Source organism: Nonomuraea zeae, from assembly GCF_005889725.1.
GTDB classification, from domain to species: domain Bacteria; phylum Actinomycetota; class Actinomycetes; order Streptosporangiales; family Streptosporangiaceae; genus Nonomuraea; species Nonomuraea zeae.
The window spans coordinates 1-16,584 of the sequence record NZ_VCKX01000266.1 but is presented as its reverse complement, the minus strand read 5'-3'; the positions used below and the strand labels follow the sequence as shown (position 1 = coordinate 16,584).

Annotated in this window: 15 protein-coding genes; 6 read left to right on the top strand and 9 right to left on the bottom strand. The window is 70.9% G+C overall.

Annotated elements, in window-relative coordinates:
* Positions 1 to 23 precede the first annotated feature (23 nt).
* From ETD85_RS48760 to ETD85_RS48745, 4 genes are read right to left on the bottom strand one after another with little or no spacing between them, the layout of a single operon-like run.
* On the bottom strand, positions 24 to 851 hold the full coding sequence (locus ETD85_RS48760) for a trypsin-like serine peptidase (protein ID WP_138696680.1): 828 nt from the start codon (positions 849 to 851) through the stop codon (positions 24 to 26).
* 56 nt (positions 852 to 907) lie between these two features.
* Positions 908 to 1,912 (bottom strand): acetamidase/formamidase family protein, encoded by a 1,005-nt coding sequence (locus ETD85_RS48755; RefSeq protein WP_138696679.1) that lies wholly within the window; start codon positions 1,910 to 1,912, stop codon positions 908 to 910.
* On the bottom strand, positions 1,909 to 3,276 hold the full coding sequence (locus tag ETD85_RS48750) for an APC family permease (RefSeq protein WP_138696678.1): 1,368 nt from the start codon (positions 3,274 to 3,276) through the stop codon (positions 1,909 to 1,911). The genes ETD85_RS48755 and ETD85_RS48750 overlap by 4 nt, the downstream gene beginning before the upstream one ends.
* Positions 3,277 to 3,328: 52 nt before the next feature.
* Positions 3,329 to 4,408 (bottom strand): substrate-binding domain-containing protein, encoded by a 1,080-nt coding sequence (locus ETD85_RS48745; RefSeq protein ID WP_240779931.1) that lies wholly within the window; start codon positions 4,406 to 4,408, stop codon positions 3,329 to 3,331.
* A 49-nt stretch (positions 4,409 to 4,457) separates the two neighbouring features.
* On the opposite strand from ETD85_RS48745, the gene ETD85_RS48740 reads away from it, so the two are divergent.
* Complete coding sequence (locus tag ETD85_RS48740) at positions 4,458 to 4,904, top strand: MarR family winged helix-turn-helix transcriptional regulator (RefSeq protein WP_138696676.1); 447 nt, start codon at positions 4,458 to 4,460, stop codon at positions 4,902 to 4,904.
* Between the two features lie 80 nt (positions 4,905 to 4,984).
* On the opposite strand, the gene ETD85_RS48735 is transcribed toward ETD85_RS48740, so the two are convergent.
* A complete protein-coding gene (locus ETD85_RS48735) occupies positions 4,985 to 6,262 on the bottom strand; it encodes a Glu/Leu/Phe/Val family dehydrogenase (RefSeq protein WP_138696675.1) in 1,278 nt (425 codons plus the stop codon).
* A gap of 215 nt (positions 6,263 to 6,477) precedes the next feature.
* Between ETD85_RS48735 and ETD85_RS48730 the strand changes: the two genes are divergently transcribed.
* The 4 genes from ETD85_RS48730 to ETD85_RS48715 all read left to right on the top strand — a co-directional run bounded on the left by ETD85_RS48730 (position 6,478) and on the right by ETD85_RS48715 (position 10,725).
* Positions 6,478 to 8,034 (top strand): alkaline phosphatase D family protein, encoded by a 1,557-nt coding sequence (locus ETD85_RS48730; RefSeq protein WP_170247253.1) that lies wholly within the window; start codon positions 6,478 to 6,480, stop codon positions 8,032 to 8,034.
* 6 nt (positions 8,035 to 8,040) lie between these two features.
* Positions 8,041 to 8,757: a class I SAM-dependent methyltransferase gene (locus tag ETD85_RS48725; RefSeq protein WP_138696674.1), complete on the top strand. Its 717-nt coding sequence runs from the start codon at positions 8,041 to 8,043 to the stop codon at positions 8,755 to 8,757.
* A gap of 65 nt (positions 8,758 to 8,822) precedes the next feature.
* The gene (locus ETD85_RS48720; RefSeq protein WP_240779930.1) at positions 8,823 to 9,413 is read left to right on the top strand and encodes an RNA polymerase sigma factor; all 591 of its coding nucleotides are present in this window, start codon (positions 8,823 to 8,825) and stop codon (positions 9,411 to 9,413) included.
* Positions 9,406 to 10,725: a CU044_5270 family protein gene (locus ETD85_RS48715; RefSeq protein WP_138696672.1), complete on the top strand. Its 1,320-nt coding sequence runs from the start codon at positions 9,406 to 9,408 to the stop codon at positions 10,723 to 10,725. The genes ETD85_RS48720 and ETD85_RS48715 overlap by 8 nt, the downstream gene beginning before the upstream one ends.
* A gap of 62 nt (positions 10,726 to 10,787) precedes the next feature.
* On the opposite strand, the gene rocD is transcribed toward ETD85_RS48715, so the two are convergent.
* The 3 genes from rocD to ETD85_RS48700 all read right to left on the bottom strand — a co-directional run bounded on the left by rocD (position 10,788) and on the right by ETD85_RS48700 (position 13,410).
* Positions 10,788 to 12,002 carry an ornithine--oxo-acid transaminase gene (gene rocD / locus ETD85_RS48710; RefSeq protein ID WP_138696671.1) on the bottom strand — a complete coding sequence of 405 codons (1,215 nt, stop codon included), beginning with the start codon at positions 12,000 to 12,002 and terminating at the stop codon, positions 10,788 to 10,790.
* Position 12,003: 1 nt separating this feature from the next.
* Positions 12,004 to 12,801, bottom strand: a complete 798-nt coding sequence (ddaH, locus tag ETD85_RS48705; RefSeq protein ID WP_138696670.1) for a dimethylargininase — start codon at positions 12,799 to 12,801, stop codon at positions 12,004 to 12,006.
* A 123-nt stretch (positions 12,802 to 12,924) separates the two neighbouring features.
* Positions 12,925 to 13,410 (bottom strand): Lrp/AsnC family transcriptional regulator, encoded by a 486-nt coding sequence (locus tag ETD85_RS48700; protein ID WP_138696669.1) that lies wholly within the window; start codon positions 13,408 to 13,410, stop codon positions 12,925 to 12,927.
* Positions 13,411 to 13,501: 91 nt separating this feature from the next.
* Between ETD85_RS48700 and ETD85_RS67370 the strand changes: the two genes are divergently transcribed.
* Positions 13,502 to 15,853 (top strand): GH1 family beta-glucosidase, encoded by a 2,352-nt coding sequence (locus ETD85_RS67370; RefSeq protein WP_138696668.1) that lies wholly within the window; start codon positions 13,502 to 13,504, stop codon positions 15,851 to 15,853.
* Between the two features lie 19 nt (positions 15,854 to 15,872).
* Here ETD85_RS67370 and ETD85_RS48690 read toward each other — a convergent pair.
* Positions 15,873 to 16,584: isopenicillin N synthase family dioxygenase (locus ETD85_RS48690; RefSeq protein ID WP_138696667.1), on the bottom strand; the 712-nt coding region annotated here is incomplete at its 5' end.

The window sequence follows — 16,584 nt, the reverse complement described above, 5'->3', positions numbered from 1 at the left end:
AGATGTGTATAAGAGCCAGCGGATCACCGGGCCGGACGGAGCCGCATCGACTCGTCGGCCTTGGCGAACATCCGCTGGAACGTCCCCCCGCTCAGCCTGGTGAGCACGGTGTACCCCTTCGCGTCGCTCAGCGGACTGGAGGACGACACCACGCCCGCCAGCGCCCCGCCGTACACCGCCGGCCCGCCGCTGCCACCGGCCGCGGCGTGGCAGTTGCGGGTGACCATCACGCCGGGCCCGTCCGCGACGCCCTCGACCGTGTCACCCACGCATCGGTACATCTGGGTGCCGCCCGGATAGCCCTTGCCCACCGGGTAGCCGAGCAGCTCGAGCCCGCGCAGCGCCGTGCCCCTGGCGGTGGGCATCGGCGGCAGCCCCCGTCCGGTCACGTCCTCCAGCGGGCGCTTGCGCCGTGCGACCCCGACCAGGCCGACGTCGTACGGCAGCAGGTCGGGGGAGTACGGCCGGTCGCGCCACCTCGGCGGCACCCACGTGCGGACGGCGGGCCAGATCCCCAGCGGCGGCCGCCCCTGGTCGTAGCCCGGCAGGAACGCGAGCTGCTTGAGCGGGCGGCCGTCGTGGTACAGACAGTGGGCCGCCGTCAGCACCAGGCTGCGGCTGCGCGAGTTGATCACCGTTCCGCCGCACAGCACGTCCGTCCGCGAGACGGGGTCGCGGCCGAGCAGCACTCCGGTCAGCCGGCGCGCCCCCGTGTAGGGGCGCGGCACCGGCGCGTAGCCCAGGCGGTCACCGTCAGGAGTCAGGACCCGGGGAACGGGTACGTTGCGTTGCGACACCTCGGTGACGGCGGCTGGATCGAGCAGGACCAGAGACAGCACCAACCTGAGCACCCTCCCACTGTACGCAGAAGATGATCAGTGCTCTGACCTGCGACATCCAGGTTTACTCAACTTGTGTACTGGGCGCCGAGGGCCCGCAGCCGTTCGTGGGCCGACTCGTAGACCCCCGTCTCACCCAGATACGCCTTGGGCATCTTGGCGACCATGGTGTAGTTGGTGTCGCACACGTTCCCGACCGGCGCCTGCCCGGCCTGGCTGACGAGCTGGTACGCGTCGAGCGTGTCCAGCCCGGTCAGCTCCGACGCCCAGGTGACCAGGTCGTGCTGGCTGATCCGGTAGGCGTCCTCCAGCGGCCTGGCCGAGCCGGTCGACATGAGGTGCAGGTCGTCCTCCAGCCGCGGCCACGGCGTGGCCACCCCCTTGATCAGCTCGACCGCGACCACGGTGTTCATGGCCGACTCCACCGCGGTCCCGCAGACCTCACCGTGCCCCTGCAACCCGTGGCCGTCGCCGATCGAGAACATGCCGCCCTCGACGTTGACACCCAGGTAGACGGTGACGCCCGCGCGCAGCTCGGGGGTGTCCATGTTGCCGCCGTGCGCGTCCGGGGTGATCGTCATGCGGGCCTCGTTCGCGCCGGGCGCCACGCCGACCGTCCCGTGCATCGGGTCGAGCGGCAGCGCCACGCTGAAGTCGCTGTTGCGGGCGTGGTAGACGGCCACGCCCCGGTCGAGGTCGATGTCGTAGCGCCAGACCCGCTCCTCCAGCGGCGGCTGCAGCATGGCCGTGGTGTGCGTCCCCGTCAGCGCGCCGAAATGGGGGAACGTCGTGGACACCGCCCAGTCCCTGGCCGGCGTGATCTTGACGAAGTGCAGGGCCAGCGTGTCGCCCGGCTCCGCGCCGGCCACGTGGAAGGGGCCGGTCACGGGGTTGAGGTAGGGGAACTCGCACACCTGCGACGGCAGGTCGCCGACGCCGCGGACCAGGCCGCCGAAGCAGTCCTCGGTGTACAGCTCCATGATCGTGCCCGGCCGTACCTTGCCGACGGCCGCGCGTCCCCCGAAGGTGTAGCTCAGCTCGTCGGGCGAGGGATGGTAGGAGACGACGTTCACTTGACCTCCGAAGGGAGTACGGGCCTGCGGCCGAACAGATACGACAGGCCCAGGACTACCAGGCCCACGGCCAGCCAGATGCCGCCGGCCCACTGGGCGGCGACGTTCTGGTTGACGACGACCGCGACCAGGATGAGGAAGCCGATCACGGGCGCGATCAGGTGCGCCCACCAGTTGCCCGTGCGGCGGCGGATGAAGTAGTGGACGACCACGGCGACGTGCAGCAGCAGGAAGGCCGTCATGGCGCCGAAGTTGACCAGCGAGGTCAGCTCGCCCAGGCCCTTCTCCCTGCTGTTCATGATCAGGCCCACGACCAGCGAGAGTACGGCGACCGCCACCGTCGCGTTGACCGGCACCTGGTGCTTCGGGTCCACCCTGGCCAGGAAGCGGGGGAGCTGGCGGTCGCGGGCCATCGCGAACAGCAGGCGCGAGGTGGCCGCCTGCGCGACCAGCGAGTTGGCGAAGCCCCAGGCGATGGCGGTGGCCACGGCGGTGAGCACGGCCAGCCAGTGCCCGCCGGCGAACTCGGCGGCGGCGTAGAACGCGTTGCCGTTGGGATCGCCGGTCTTGATCAGCCCGTCGCGGTTGGGGGTGAGCAGGGCCGCCACCCACGTCTGCACCACGAACAGCACCGCGGCCACGGCCAGCGCGGCCACCATGGACCTGCCGAGCCTGCGGGCGTCCTCGCGGTTCTCCTCGGCCAGCGTGGAGATGCCGTCGAAGCCGAGGAACGACAGCACCGCCACCGACGCCGCGGTGAACACCACCGACCAGGTGAACCCGGACGACTCGAACAGCGGGGTCAGCGCGCCGGTCTGCGCCTTGCCCTGGGTCAGGGCGATGACGCCGACGATGAGGAAGACGGCCAGCACGGCCAGCTCGGCCACCAGCATGATCCGGGTGATCCTGGCGGTCATCTGGATGCCGAAGTAGTTGATGACGGTGTTGAGCACCACGAACACGATCAGCCACGCCCATACGGGGACCGCGGGCACGGACACGTTCATGGCCAGCCCGGCCACGAGATAGAGCAGCGAGGGCACGAGCACGTAGTCGAGCAGGATCGCCCAGCCGGCCATGAACCCCACGGGGGCGGCGATGCCCCGGCCCGCGTAGGTGTAGACCGACCCGGCCATGGGGAACGCCCTGGCCATCTGCGCGTACGACAGCGCCGTGAACGCCATCGCCACCAGCCCGACGATGTACGCCAGCGCCACCATCCCGTTGGAGAAGTGGAAGACGTTGCCGAAGATGCCGAAGGGTGCGATCGGCACCATGAAGATCAAGCCATAGATCATCAGGTCGGCGAAGCCCAAGGAACGCTTGAGCTCCTGGCGATAGCCGAACTGCTCGATTGTGCTCATGGACGGCTCCTAGCTGCTTGGGGGGCGATTCGCACCTTAGAGCCAAAGCTTTCTAGTGAAAAGGTTTCTCTAGAAAGAAGTCCAGGCCATCGGCCCTGCCCAGGTGGACGGGGTGGCGTACCTGCCGATCGAGCAGAGTGAGCGTCCCGCGCGCGCTGGTGATGGTGGCCCCGTCGGCCGCCGCGTCCATTTCGGGCACCGACAGCGAGCCCGCGCGCGCGGACAGGGCGGCCAGCATGGCGACGGCCTCGTAGCAGCCGTGGCCGTGCGCGTTCAGCATGGGGGCGTCGCGGCCGAACCTGGCGGCGTACCTCTCCGCGAAGTCCAGGCTGGCCTCGGTCGGCAGGTCGCGGAAGTAGCCCATGGAGGCGTACAGCTCGCCGGTGACGTCGCCGCCGACGCCCAGCAGGCCGTGCTCCTCCAGCGCGCCGCACAGGCGGGCCGCGCCGAGCCCGGCGGCCGCGAACGCCCGGTTGAACTCCACCAGGTCGCTGCCGATCAGCGTCAGCAGGATCGCGTCCGGCCTGGCGTCGGCCACCCGGTCGAGCAGGCGCGCCGCCGCGCCGTACCTGGCGAAGCTCTCGCCCACCACGGTGACGCCGTGCGCGCGCAGGCGGCGGCGGGCGTCGGCGTGCACCAGGCGCGGCCAGATGTAGTCGTTGCCCAGCAGGTACCAGCGGCGGGCCCGCCGCGTGCCGACCAGCCAGTCGATGCCCGGCGCGAGCTGGCGGCCCGGGGTCTCGCCGAGGAAGTAGACGCCGGGCGCGTGGCCGCCGCCCTCGTACGGCGGGGCGTACACGAACGGGACCCGCCCGGCGATCGCCGCCACCACCGCCACCCGCACGTCGCTGGCGTGGGCCCCCGCGACGGCCGCCACCGTTCGCGACCCGACCAGCCCGGACACCTCGGCCGCCACCTGGCGCGCGGGCCGCCCGCCGTCGATCAGCACCAGCTCGACCTGCCGGCCCAGGATGCCGCCCCCGGCGTTGAGCTCCTCGGCCGCGAGCGCGGCGCAGTTGATCGCGCAGGGCCCCATCAGGCCGAGCACCCCGGACACGGGCACGATCAGGCCGATCCTGATGGAGCCTGACGGGAGGAGCCGCGCTTCGAAAGGACCGACGATCGCCGCCACGCCGACGAGTATCCTCCGTCTTAGCTCCCCGATGAAAGGACCTTTCTCCATGACCACCTCTGGGCTCGGGTCCTCACTCGCCTACCTGCTCAGCCGTGCGGAGCGCGGCGTCAACCGGGGCCTCGCGGCGGTGCTCACGGGGGAGGACGTCACGGTCGAGCAGTGGCGCATCCTGCGCGCGCTGACCGACGGGCGCGGGCACTCGATGGGCGAGCTGGCCGAGGCGGTGCTGATGCCGCACCCGACGCTGACCAAGGCGGTCGACCGGCTGATCGACCGGGCGCTGGTCTACCGCGGGCCGTCGGCGGGGGACCGGCGGCGGGTGGCGGTGTTCGTGTCCGACCGCGGGGCGGAGCTGCTCGGGTGGGTGGACGGCGCGGTGGCCGAGCATCACCGGCTCATCGAGGTCGCGTTCGGGCGCGAGCGCACGGAGCAGCTCATGCGCGATCTGGAGAGCCTGATGGAGGCGCTCGACTACGCGGAGCTGCGGGTCTGACCCCTGCTCACGCGGTGGTCCGGAAGGTGCTCAGGGCGAACCGGAGCGGCGCGCGGGTCGCGCGCCGCTCCGGGGCGTGATCAGGGATACAGGCCGCGCATCTGGTGCGCCTCGGCCACCCTGCCGACGCCGATCACGTGCGCCGCCTGCCTGAGCGTCAGGCCGCGCTCGGCGGCCAGCGACGTGGCCTCGGTGAAGGCGTTCAGCATGAGGTCACGCAGCTTGAGCTCGACCTCGCCGGAGCTCCAGGAGTAGGCCTGCATGTTCTGCACCCACTCCAGGTAGGACACGATCACCCCGCCGGCGTTGGCCAGGATGTCGGGCACGACCATGGTGCCGCCGGCCGCCAGGATCTCGTCCGCCTCCGGCGTGGTGGGCCCGTTGGCGCCCTCCACGATCAGGCGGGCGCGGATCCGGTGCGCGTTGGCCTCGGTGATCGCGCCTTCCAGCGCCGCCGGGACCAGGACGTCCACGTCCAGCTCGAACAGCTCGTCCTGGGCCATCGCGTCGGCGTGGCGGAAACCGCGCACTCCGCCGGACTCGGCCACCCAGGCCCGCAGGCCGGCGACGTCGAGACCGCCGCCCGCGTACACGGCGCCGGTGACGTCCGACACCGCGACGACCTTGCAACCCGCGTCGGCGAGGTACTGCGCGGCCAGCGCGCCCACCTTGCCGAAGCCCTGCACGGCCACGGTCACGCCCTCGGGCGAGCGGCCGAGCGCGGCCAGCGCCGCGATCTGCACGCCGCGCGAGGTCGCGCCCGTACGTCCGAGCGAGCCGCCCAGCGTCATGGGCTTGCCGGTCACCACGCCGGGCACCGAGTAGCCGGTGTTGACGCTGTAGGTGTCCATGATCCAGGCCATGGTCTGCTCGTCGGTGCCGACATCAGGAGCAGGGATGTCCTTCTCCGGGCCGATCAGCGGCAGGATCTCGTTGATGTAGCGGCGGGTCATCCGCTCCAGCTCGCGGGTGGTGAGCCCGGCCGGGTCCACGGCCACGCCGCCTTTGGCGCCGCCGTACGGGATGCCGACCAGTGCGCACTTCCACGTCATCCACATCGCGAGCGCGGTGACCTCGTGGATGTCGGTGCCGGGATGAAACCGCAGGCCGCCCTTGGCGGGTCCGCGCGAGACGTTGTGCTGGACGCGGAAGCCCTGGACGACGTCCAGGCGGCCGTCCTCGCGCCGCACGGGGACCGAGACGGTCAGCGAGCGGCGTGGCGTCGCCAGCATCGTACGGAGCCCGTCGTCGAGCCCGAGCTGCTCAGCGGCCTGGTCGAGTTGGTGGAGAGCGGAGTCGAGGGCCTGACGGCCCGAGGTGATCAGGGCCGGCGTCTTTGACGGCACCATGATGCTCATGGAAGAGAGTCCTCCTGTTATGACGCCCTTTTTACGGAGAAAGCGCCATTGCCTTCCCCTTTTGGGCGTTGTTGTCACGATCATCCTAGGGCGGGGCGTTTGACCTTGCCTAGTTGTTGGTAGAAATCCGAGCCGGTGATCGAGATGCCATGGACCGTGCCACTCTGGCAGGCTTGCGGACGGGAGTGTGCCGAATCGTCGAATCAGGAGGTGGGATGCCCTCACTCGTGGTGGGGCCGTTGCTGCGTTACGTCGACTCCGACAGCGCCTCGATCTGGGTGGAGACCGTCGAACCCTGCACGGTCACCATCGAGGCAGACGGCAGGGCTTACCGGTCGCCTACCTTCACCGTGCACGGACACCACTACGCGATCGTGGATCTCGTTGCGTTGTCCCAGGATATCGCGTCCTATTCGGTGAAGCTCGATGGGGAGCAGGTATGGCCCATGGCGGGTCTCCCGCCGAGCCGCATCCGGCTGGTGCCGCCGGAGGGGGTCCGCAAGCTGGCGTTCGGCTCGTGCCGTACCAGCGTGCCGCACGACGCGGCTCACGTACTGACGCACGGCGACGACGTCCTGCGGGCTTACGGCGATCATCTGGCGAAGACGGGCAAGGAGGGGGAGTGGCCGGATCTGCTGGTGTTCCTCGGTGACCAGGTCTACGCCGACAACCCCTCGCCCGAGATGCTCGACTACATCAAGGCGCGCAGGGACACCGAGCCGCAGAAGGAGATCGCCGACTTCGAGGAGTACGCCGAGCTCTACCGCCTGGCCTGGACCGACCCCGAGATCCGCTGGCTGCTGTCCACCGTGCCCACGGCGATGATCTTCGACGATCACGACCTGCGTGACGACTGGAACACCTCGCAGCCCTGGCGCGAGCAGATGGCCGCGACGTCCTGGTGGCGCCGCCGGGTGGTCGCGGGGCTGGGGGCGTACTGGATCTATCAGCACCTCGGCAACCTGTCGCCGGCGGAGCGGGCGGAGGACCCGCTGGTGCGCACGCTGCTGGACGGCGAGGGCGACGGCGGCGACGCGCTCGACGCGTTCGCCGAGAAGGCCGACGCTGAGCCGAGCAGCAACCGCTGGAGCTACTCCCGCGATCTCGGGAACGCCAAGCTCATCATGGTCGACACCAGGTGCGCCAGGCAGCTCACGCCCGGCGACCGGCGCATGCTCGACCCGAGCGAGTGGGCCTGGCTCGAAGATCAGGTCAGCGGCCCGGCCGAGCGGCTGATCATCGGCTCGTCGATCCCGTTCCTGCTGCCCGAGGGCGTGCACGGCGTACAGAACTGGAACGAGGCCCTCGCCGACGGCAAGTGGGGGCCGCTGGTGCGGCGGTGGTCGGAGAAGTTCCGGCAGGCCGTCGACCTGGAGCACTGGGCGGCGTTCCGGCGCTCGTTCGACGACCTGGCCCGGCTGCTGATCAAGGTCAAGAAGCCGGTGATGATCCTCTCCGGCGACGTCCACTACTCCTACCTAGCCAAGGCGAACGCCGGTCCGGTCTACCAGATCGTCTGCTCGCCGATCCGCAACCCGCTCAGCCCGCTGCTGCGCTGGGCCAACGTGGCCACCCAGTTCGGGGTGGCCACGCTCGTGGGCGGCCTGCTCGCCCGGCTGGCGGGCATCCGCCGGCCGCCGTTCAGGTGGCGGGTGATCAAGGGGCCGTGGTTCCAGAACGCGCTGGCCACGCTGACCCTGCCCGACGTGGTGACCTGGTACGAGTCCACCGGGGACGACGTCAGGCCGATCGATTCCGTTCCCCTACGCTGAACCCTCATGCATGAGGACAACTACGCCGTCGCCGTCCCGTTCTACGACTTGTGGCACGAGGACGGCCACGTCCCCGCCGTACGGGAGCAACTCCCCGCGCTGCTGCGAGGGGTCCGGCGCGCCGTCATCGAGATCGGCGCGGGGACCGGGCTGATCACCGAGGTGATCGCCAGGCGGACGCCCGCCGAGATCTTCGCCGTCGAGCCGTCGCTCGGCATGCGCTCGGTCCTGGTCTCCCGCCTGGCCTCCGACCCCGAGGTGCTGCGCCGCGTGACGGTCCTGCCCTGCGGGGCCCTGGACGTGGCGGTCGGCGAGCCGGTCGAGGCCATCGTGATGATCTCCGTGTTGCAGAGCTTCTCCGCCGGCGAGCGGGCCCGGCTGTGGCGGGTGCTGGCCGGGCAGCTGGAGCCGGGCGGGCGGCTGGTGTTCAACTGGCGCGAGCGGGCCGCCGCCGTGCCCGGCGAGCTCGCCGTCATGGCCTCCTACCGGGTCGGCAGGCACGACTACGAGATCGCCGGCCAGGTGATCGAGGTCGCCGGCGAGAGCGTCACCTCGCGCTTCCGCTACCGGATCAAGCAGGGAGGCGAGGTGATCAGCGAGGACGAGGTGGTCGGCACGAACCACTGGCCGGCCGGCGAGCTGGTGGCGTCCGAGCTGGAGCGGGCCGGCTTCGCCCGGGGCGAGGGGTCCGACGGCCTGCAAGTGTGGCATCTGGCGAAATAGTGGGAACCGGCCCGTCTCATGCGGCCAACAACAGGGTGACCGCATGAGAGAGGACCGGCACAGTGGTGGCTGTTCAGGATGTGCCTGAGACGCTGGACGACTCGACGTTGATCGGGCATTCGCTCAGCGACCCCGAGCGATTCGCGGCGCTGTTCGACCGGCACGCCGACGAGATCCACAGGTACGCGGCCCGCCGTCTCGGGGGCGAGCTGGCCGAGGACGTGACGGGCGAGGTGTTCCTCGTCGCGTTCCGCGGAAGGGCGCGTTACGACCGCTCGTGGCCCGACGCCAGACCCTGGTTGTACGGCATCGCGACCAAGGTCGTCGCCCAGCACCGCAGGGCCGAGCGGCGGCGCACCGCGGCCATGGCCAAGGTGAGCGTGGAGCGTCCGGGGACGTTCGACGAGCGCAGCGCCGACCGGGTCACCGCCGAGCAGCTCCAGCCCAGGCTGGCCAGGGCGCTGACCCGGCTGAGCGCGGGCGAGCGCGATCTGCTGCTGCTGGTGGCCTGGGCGGATCTGAGCTACGAGGACGCGGCGCTCGCGCTGGGCGTGCCGATCGGCACCGTCCGGTCCAGGTTGCACAGGCTCCGCGTCAAGGTGCGCAGGGCGCTCGGCGGCATCGATCCCTTCGCAGAGGAGTCCCGTCATGGATAGACCCGATGGAGCCGGCATGGACGGCAGCGGCGGCGCGGACGAGATCCGGGTGTTCGCCGCCGGGCGGCCGAGTGCGCCGCCGTACCGGGCGGAGGCGCGGGAACGGGCACGGGAGCGGCTGCTGGCGGAGGCAGGGACGCGGCACGGCGCGGGCCGCTTTCGCCTGCCGCGGCTCGGCTGGCAGGCCGCGGCCGCGTTCGGGGTGACGGTCGTGCTCGTCGGCGGCGTGGCGGTGGCCCTGTCGAACCAGGGCGCCGGCGTGCACCCGGCCGCGCAGACGAGCGCGTCGGTTCCGGTCGCGTCGGCTGTCCTGTCCGGTACGCCGGAGCTGGACCCGCGCCCCGGCCAGTTCATCCTGATCGAGTCCACCACCATGGGCCGCTGGTTCCGGATGGGGCGAAAGGGCGAGGTGGAGTCGCGTTACCTCTTCCGGGCGAAGCGGAAGATCTGGCAGTCGGTGGACGGGAGCGCGAACGGGCTGCTGTTCACCGAGGACCTCGCCCCCAAGCCCTGGCCGGGACAGTCGTCGCTGCCCGACGACATCGGGACGGACGGCGGGGGTTCGGCCTGGCACGCCCTGCCGTCGTGCCCCGCCCAGCCCGGGAACGCCCGCCGCGACCACGCCTTTCTGAGCGGCCTGCCGGCGGAGGCCGGCGCGATGCGCGACCACCTCTACCGGGTGAGCGACCGCTCCGCGCTCCAGGCCAAGGGCATCGACCCGGACGCGGCCGCCTTCCACGAGGTGGGGAACCTGGTACGGGAGACGTACCTGCCCAGGGCCCAGCGGGACGCGCTCTTCGAGGCGGCCAGGACGATCCCCGGCGTGGAGCCGGCCGAGGGGGTGGCGGACGCGGCGGGCCGGAAGGGGGTCGCGCTCGGGCTGCCCGCGCGGGACGGGACGCTCAAGCAGCTCATCTTCGACCCGGACACGCACCTGTACCTGGGGGATCGGACCACGGTCCTGGACGCGAAGGCGGCCGGCGCTCCCAAGGGCAGCGTCGTGGGGTCGGGGGCCCAGACCTCGGTGTCGGTGGTGGACCGGCTGCCCAAGGTGTCGCTGAGCGCAGGGAGCCGGACGGCCTGCGCCGCGCCGGAGAAGCAGGTGTCGGACGCACCGGCCGCCCCGCCGGCCAGCACCCCGCCCAGCGAGCACCCCAGCGAGCCACCCAGCGAGCACCCCAGCGAGCCACCCACCGTGTCCCCGCAGGTGGCGGCACCGACTGAGCCGCCGCCGGTGCGGCCGACGGGATCACCGAAGGTGACGGCACCCGAGGCGTCGGCCCCTCCCGGGGCGGGCAAGTCCGGCAACTGACGGGACAGGGCCCGGCCACGTGTGGTGGCCGGGCCCTGCCGTGCGAAGCCGTGAAGGACGGTTCAGCTGGTCTTGAGCTCGTAGAGGGCGTCGGCGAGCTGGCTGATCGCCCAGAGCAGGTCCTCTTCGGAGACCACGATCGGCGGCGCCAGGCGGATCGTCGAGCCGTGCGTGTCCTTGGCCAGCACGCCCCGCTTCATCAGCGCCTTCGACACCTCGCGCCCGGTCGCGATCGACGGGTCGATGTCCACGCCCGCCCAGAGCCCCCGCCCGCGCACCTCCAGCACGCCCTGGCCGATCAGCTCGCGCAGCCGCGTGTGCAGCACCTCGCCGAGCTTGGCGGCCCTGGCCTGGAACTCGCCGGTGTTCAGGATCTCGATGACCGCGTTGCCGACCGCGCACGCCAGCGGGTTCCCGCCGAACGTGGAGCCGTGCTGCCCCGGCTGGATGACCCCGAGCACGTCCCGGTTCGCGGCGATGGCCGAGACCGGCACGACGCCGCCCCCGAGCGCCTTGCCCAGGACGTAGATGTCGGGCACGACCCCTTCGAAGTCGCAGGCGAACGTCTGCCCCGTGCGCCCCAGCCCCGACTGGATCTCGTCGGCGATCATCAGGATCCCCTCGGCCGAGCAGAGCGCGCGCACCTCGCTCAGATAGCCGTCCGGCGGCACCAGCACCCCGGCCTCGCCCTGGATCGGCTCGACCAGGACGGCGACCGTGTTCGCGTCGATGGCCTGCCTGATCGCGTCGGCGGAGCCGTAGCGGACGATGCGGAAGCCCGGCGTGTAGGGGCCGAAGTCGTCGCGCGCGTCCGGGTCGGTGGAGAAGCTGATGATCGTGGTGGTGCGGCCGTGGAAGTTGTCCTCCATCACGATGATGTTGGCCTGGTCCGGCTCCACGCCCTTGACCTGGTAACCCCACTTGCGCGCCACCTTGACGGCGGTCTCGACGGCCTCGGCGCCGGTGTTCATGGGCAGGATCATGTCCTTGCCCGTCAGGTCGCCGAGCCCGGTGCAGAACTGCGCGAACTGGTCGTGGTAGAAGGCCCGGCTGGTCAGGGTCAGGTTCTTGAGCTGCTCCTGGGCGGCCTCGATGATCTTCGGATGGCCGTGGCCGAAGTTGAGCGAGGAATAGCCGGACAGGCAGTCCAGATACCGCTTGCCCTCGATGTCGGTGACCCAGGCGCCGTGCGCCTCGTGGATCACCACGGGCAGTGGATGGTAGTTGTGCGCGCTGCGGCGCTCGCTCACTTCGATCAGCTCTGCGCTGGTGGTCATGTCAGTTCTCCCCCCTGATCTCCAGTGTGCAGCACTTGGGGCCGCCACCCGCCTTACGCAGCTCCGACAGGTCCACGGGGATCACCTCGTACCCGCGCCGCTTGAGCTCCAGCTGAAGGTTCGAGGCCTCGGCGTTGATGATCACGTTCGTGCCGTCGCTGACCGCGTTCAGCCCGAGCACCTCGGCGTCCTCGGCGGTCGCGAGCACCGCGTCCGGGAACATGGCGCGCAGCACCTTCTGGCTGCCGGCGGAGAAGGCCGGCGGGTAGTAGGCCACGTTGCGGCCGTCCAGGGGGAACAGCGCCGTGTCCAGGTGGTAGAAGCGCGGGTCCACGAGCGTCAGGGAGACCACCGGGCGGCCCAGGTACTCCTGCGCCTCCTGGTGGGCGACGACCTCGGTGCGGAAGCCCGTACCGGCCAGGATGACCTCGTCGAGGGTGAGGAAGTCGCCCTCGCCCTCGTTGACGTGGGTGGCGTCGAACGCCGGGTAGCCGCGCTCGGTGAACCACCGCAGGTAGGCGGGGCCCTCGGGCCCGCGCTGCGGGAAGGCGAACTTGGCGCCGTAGACGCGGCCGCCCACCACCAGGGCGCCGTTGGCGGCGAACACCATGTCGGGCAGCCCGTCGATCGGGTCGATCAGGCTGACGCGGTGGCCGAGCTCCTCGTACGCCGACTTCAGGCCCTCCCACTGCCGGACCGCGATGTCGCGGTCCGCGCCGCGCTCGGGGTGCATCCACGGGTTGATCGCGTACTCGACCGTGAAGTACTCCGGACGGCACATCAGGAAGTGTTTGGGCATGCAGCTCTCCGTCGTGATTTACCAGGTGAAACCCCATTCGGGGGGACGGAGACAGCCTAAGAATGCATGAATATACAGGCCAAGCGGTCGGCATTGCGTGTTGGCGCGGATTCGTTGCGACTTTCAGGCCGAGACGCCGGTTTCGTTGCGCGGCTCGGGCGGAGTCGTGCCGGGAGGTGCGTCCACGAGCCTGGAGAGCACGATCGAGCTCTTGGTACGCACTACGAACGACTGCGCCGCGATGCGCTCGATCACCCGCTCCACATGCCGTACGTCGGTGGCCCTGATGTGCAGCAGCGCGTCCGCCTCGCCCGTGATCGTGGCGGCCCCCACCACCTCCGGGAACTTGGCCACGGCCAGCGCGATGTCCGACGGCTTGGTCTTGCCCTGGCAGAACAGCTCGACATACGCCTCGGTCGTCCAGCCGAGCGCCTGCGGCGCCACCCGCGCGCTGAAGCCGGTGATCGCGCCGCTGTCACGCAACCGATCCACGCGCCGCTTGACCGCCGACGCGCTCAGCCCCACCAGGTGGCCGATGTCGGCGTAGGTCGCGCGCGCGTCCTCGACGAGTGCGGCGATGATGTCACGATCGAGCCGGTCCAGTTCCACGGGCTCTGTATACCGCCTGGCCAGGCTGGCGCGCGACGAGCGGCGCGCGGGACACTTGGCCCCTAACGTCCGCCGGAGGGTATTCGTCATCATGAGCACAACCAGCTTCCCCGAGGGTTTCGTCTGGGGAGTGTCGACGTCGGCTTTCCAGATCGAGGGGGCCACGTCCGCCGACGGGCGCGGACCGTCCATCTGGGACGGTTTTTCCGCCGACCGGGTGGAGGCGTGCGACCATTACCACCGCCACCCCGAAGACGTGCAGCTCATGAAAGACCTCGGAATGGCCGCCTACCGGTTCTCCGTGAGCTGGGCGCGGGTGATTCCGGCGGGCTCGGGAAAGGTGAACGAGGCCGGTCTCGACTTCTACGACCGATTGCTCGACGAGCTGCTCGCGGCGGGCATCACGCCTTATGCGACCCTTTATCACTGGGATCTGCCGCAGGCGATCGAGGACAACGGCGGCTGGCCGGCCCGCGACACCGCGCGCCATTTCGCCGACTACGCCGCGGCCGTGCACGACCGCCTGGGCGACCGGGTGGACACGTGGTTCACGCTGAACGAGCCGTGGGTGGCGGCCTTTCTCGGCTACGGCGCCGGCATCCACGCGCCGGGCCGGAAGTCGGCCGCGGACGCGTTCACCGCCGCGCACCACATGCTGCTCGCGCACGGCCTGGCCGTCCAGGCCCTGCGCGCGGGCGGGGCCGCGAAGGTCGGCGCCGTGCTCAACATCTCGCCCGTCCTGACCCCCGCCCAGGTGAGCGACTTCGGCCGGACGCTGTCGGAGGAGGACGCCGAGGCCGTGACCAGGATCGACGCCCTGGCGAACCGGCAGTTCCTCGACCCGATGCTGCGTGGCGCCTACCCGGCCGACCTCCTGCCGATCATCGAGCGCAGCGTGGGGCTCGGCCACGTGCAGGACGGCGACCTCGGTCTCATCGCCCAGCCCATCGACCTGCTCGGCGTCAATTACTACACGCCGCTGGTGGTGCAGGCGCAGCCCAGCGAGCCCGCCGACCCGGCTTTCCCCGGGAGCGAGGGCGTTCTTTTCTGTACGGTCCCGACGGCGGTCACCGCGATGGGCTGGTCCATCGTCCCCAATTGCCTCTCGCTGCTGCTCGGACGCCTTTCCCGCGAATATCCGGGCATCGATCTGATGGTCACGGAGAATGGCGCCGACTTCGTGGACGTGGTGACCGGCGACGGAATCCACGACGTCGACCGCATCAATTTCATCGAGGAGCACCTGCGCGCGCTGAGAGCCGCCGTCGAGGACGGCGCCCCGGTCCGGGGATATCTCGTCTGGACGCTGCTCGACAATCTCGAATGGTCCGACGGATATCAGCGCAAGTTCGGTCTCGTCCACGTGGACTTCGCCACCCAGCGGCGGCGGCCGAAGGACAGCGCGCTGTGGTACCGCGACGTGATCGCGCGCAACGGCCTGCCGGAGACCCGCCAGAAGCGGCCCACCCTGGAGACCGTGGCCGCCCGCGCCGGCGTCTCCAGGGCCACCGTCTCGCGCGTGGTCAACGGCGAGGCGTCGGTCAGCCCCGAGGTCCGCGCGGCGGTGATGCAGGCCGTCAGGGAGCTCGGCTACGTCCCCAACGCGGCCGCCCGCAGCCTGGTCACCCGCCGCACCAACGCGATCGCGCTGGTCCTGTCGGTCCCGAGGCAGGGCGGCGATCCGCTGACGGCCGCCGTGGTCCAGTACGTCACCAGCCTGCTGGAGGGCGCGGGCAAGCAGATCACGCTCATGCTCGCCGACACCGCCGAGAGCCATCGCCGCATCGTCTCGCACGTCGAGGCCGGGCTGTCGGACGGCGTCGTGCTGCTGCCGCCGGAACGGGCCGACACCCTGGCCGAGCGGCTCTCCCGCATCGGGGTGCCGGTCGTGCTGCTCGGCAAGCCGCCGATCGCGTCGCTGGTGCCGTACGTGGACGTGGACAACGCCGGGGGAGCGACGACCGCCACCGAGCACCTCATCGCGCGCGGGCGCCGTACCATCGGCATGATCTGCGGGCCGATGGATCTGGTCGCCGTCCAGGACCGCCTGGCCGGGCACCGGGAGGCCCTGCAGCGTGCGGGCATGCGGCCGCTCCTGGCCCTGGCCGACGACCTGACCCGCGCGGCCGGCAAGGCGGCGGCGCACCGGCTCCTCGGCGACGAGCCGTCGCTGGACGCGATCTTCGCGGCCTCCGACCAGCTCGCCATCGGGGCGTTGCAGGCCGCGCGGGAGGCCGGGCGGCGGGTTCCGGAGGACCTGGCGATCGTGGGCTTCGACGACGTGGACGCCGCCTCGGCCACCACCCCGGCGCTCACCACCGTCCGCGTTCCCGTCGCCGACCAGGCGCTGGCGCTCGCGCGGCTGATGCTGTCGCGGCTGGAGGGCCGGCACACCACCTCCGTCGTGCTCCCGGCCCGGCTCGTGGTCAGGGACTCGACCTGAGCCTCTCCTGGCAGCGCCGTCAGGAGAGGCCCTCGAACAGGCTCGGGAAGACCTTGGACACCTTGGACAGCAGGTATTCCCCGTAGGTGCCGGTGAAGTCGACCTGGCCGTCCCAGCGATGGCCGGGCGCGTAGGGGAGTGGCGGGACCTCGCTGTCCCATCCGGGGTCGAAGAAGAACGGGTAGCTGAGGCGCTCGTTGCCGCTGCGGTTGCGCACGCGGTGCGGGGTCGAGCGGTAGTGGCCGCCGGTGAGCTTGTCGAGCATGTCGCCGATGTTGCACACGAACGTGCCCTCCAGCGGCGGGGCGTCGATCCAGCCGTGTGCGGTGCGTACCTGGAGGCCGCCGTTGGAGTCCTGGAGGAGGAGGGTGAGCAGGCCGTAATCGGTGTGCTCCCCGACGCCCCAGGTGTCGGGGTCGGGCGGGGCGGGCGGGTAATGAAAAATCCGGAAAAGGATGGTCGGATCGGCCGTGTATCCGGTCCGGAAGTAGTCCTCCTCCAGCCCGAGGCTCAACGCGACGCCGGACATGACCGCCTGGGCCACCCCGGTCATCGTGCCGAGGTACTCCAGCACCGCGTCGCGCAGCTCGGGAACCTGGGCCGGGAACAGGTTCGGGCCGTGCAGCGGCAACGGGCCCGGCGGCTTCTCGGCGCCGAAGTAGACGCCCTCCTTCAGATCCGGCCGCCCGGAGGTCAGCTCGCCGCCCACGGGGAAGAACCCCCGCCACGCC

Excerpts from the sequence above, each read along its gene's own strand:
- ETD85_RS48725 (WP_138696674.1), top strand. The coding sequence starts at position 8,041 with ATGCATGAGGACAACTACGCCGTCGCCGTCCCGTTCTACGACTTGTGG.
- ETD85_RS48740 (WP_138696676.1), top strand. The coding sequence starts at position 4,458 with ATGACCACCTCTGGGCTCGGGTCCTCACTCGCCTACCTGCTCAGCCGT.
- ddaH (WP_138696670.1), bottom strand. The coding sequence starts at position 12,801 with ATGCCCAAACACTTCCTGATGTGCCGTCCGGAGTACTTCACGGTCGAG.
- ETD85_RS48715 (WP_138696672.1), top strand. The coding sequence starts at position 9,406 with ATGGATAGACCCGATGGAGCCGGCATGGACGGCAGCGGCGGCGCGGAC.
- ETD85_RS48750 (WP_138696678.1), bottom strand. The coding sequence starts at position 3,276 with ATGAGCACAATCGAGCAGTTCGGCTATCGCCAGGAGCTCAAGCGTTCC.
- ETD85_RS67370 (WP_138696668.1), top strand. The coding sequence starts at position 13,502 with ATGAGCACAACCAGCTTCCCCGAGGGTTTCGTCTGGGGAGTGTCGACG.
- rocD (WP_138696671.1), bottom strand. The coding sequence starts at position 12,002 with ATGACCACCAGCGCAGAGCTGATCGAAGTGAGCGAGCGCCGCAGCGCG.
- ETD85_RS48730 (WP_170247253.1), top strand. The coding sequence starts at position 6,478 with ATGCCCTCACTCGTGGTGGGGCCGTTGCTGCGTTACGTCGACTCCGAC.
- ETD85_RS48735 (WP_138696675.1), bottom strand. The coding sequence starts at position 6,262 with ATGAGCATCATGGTGCCGTCAAAGACGCCGGCCCTGATCACCTCGGGC.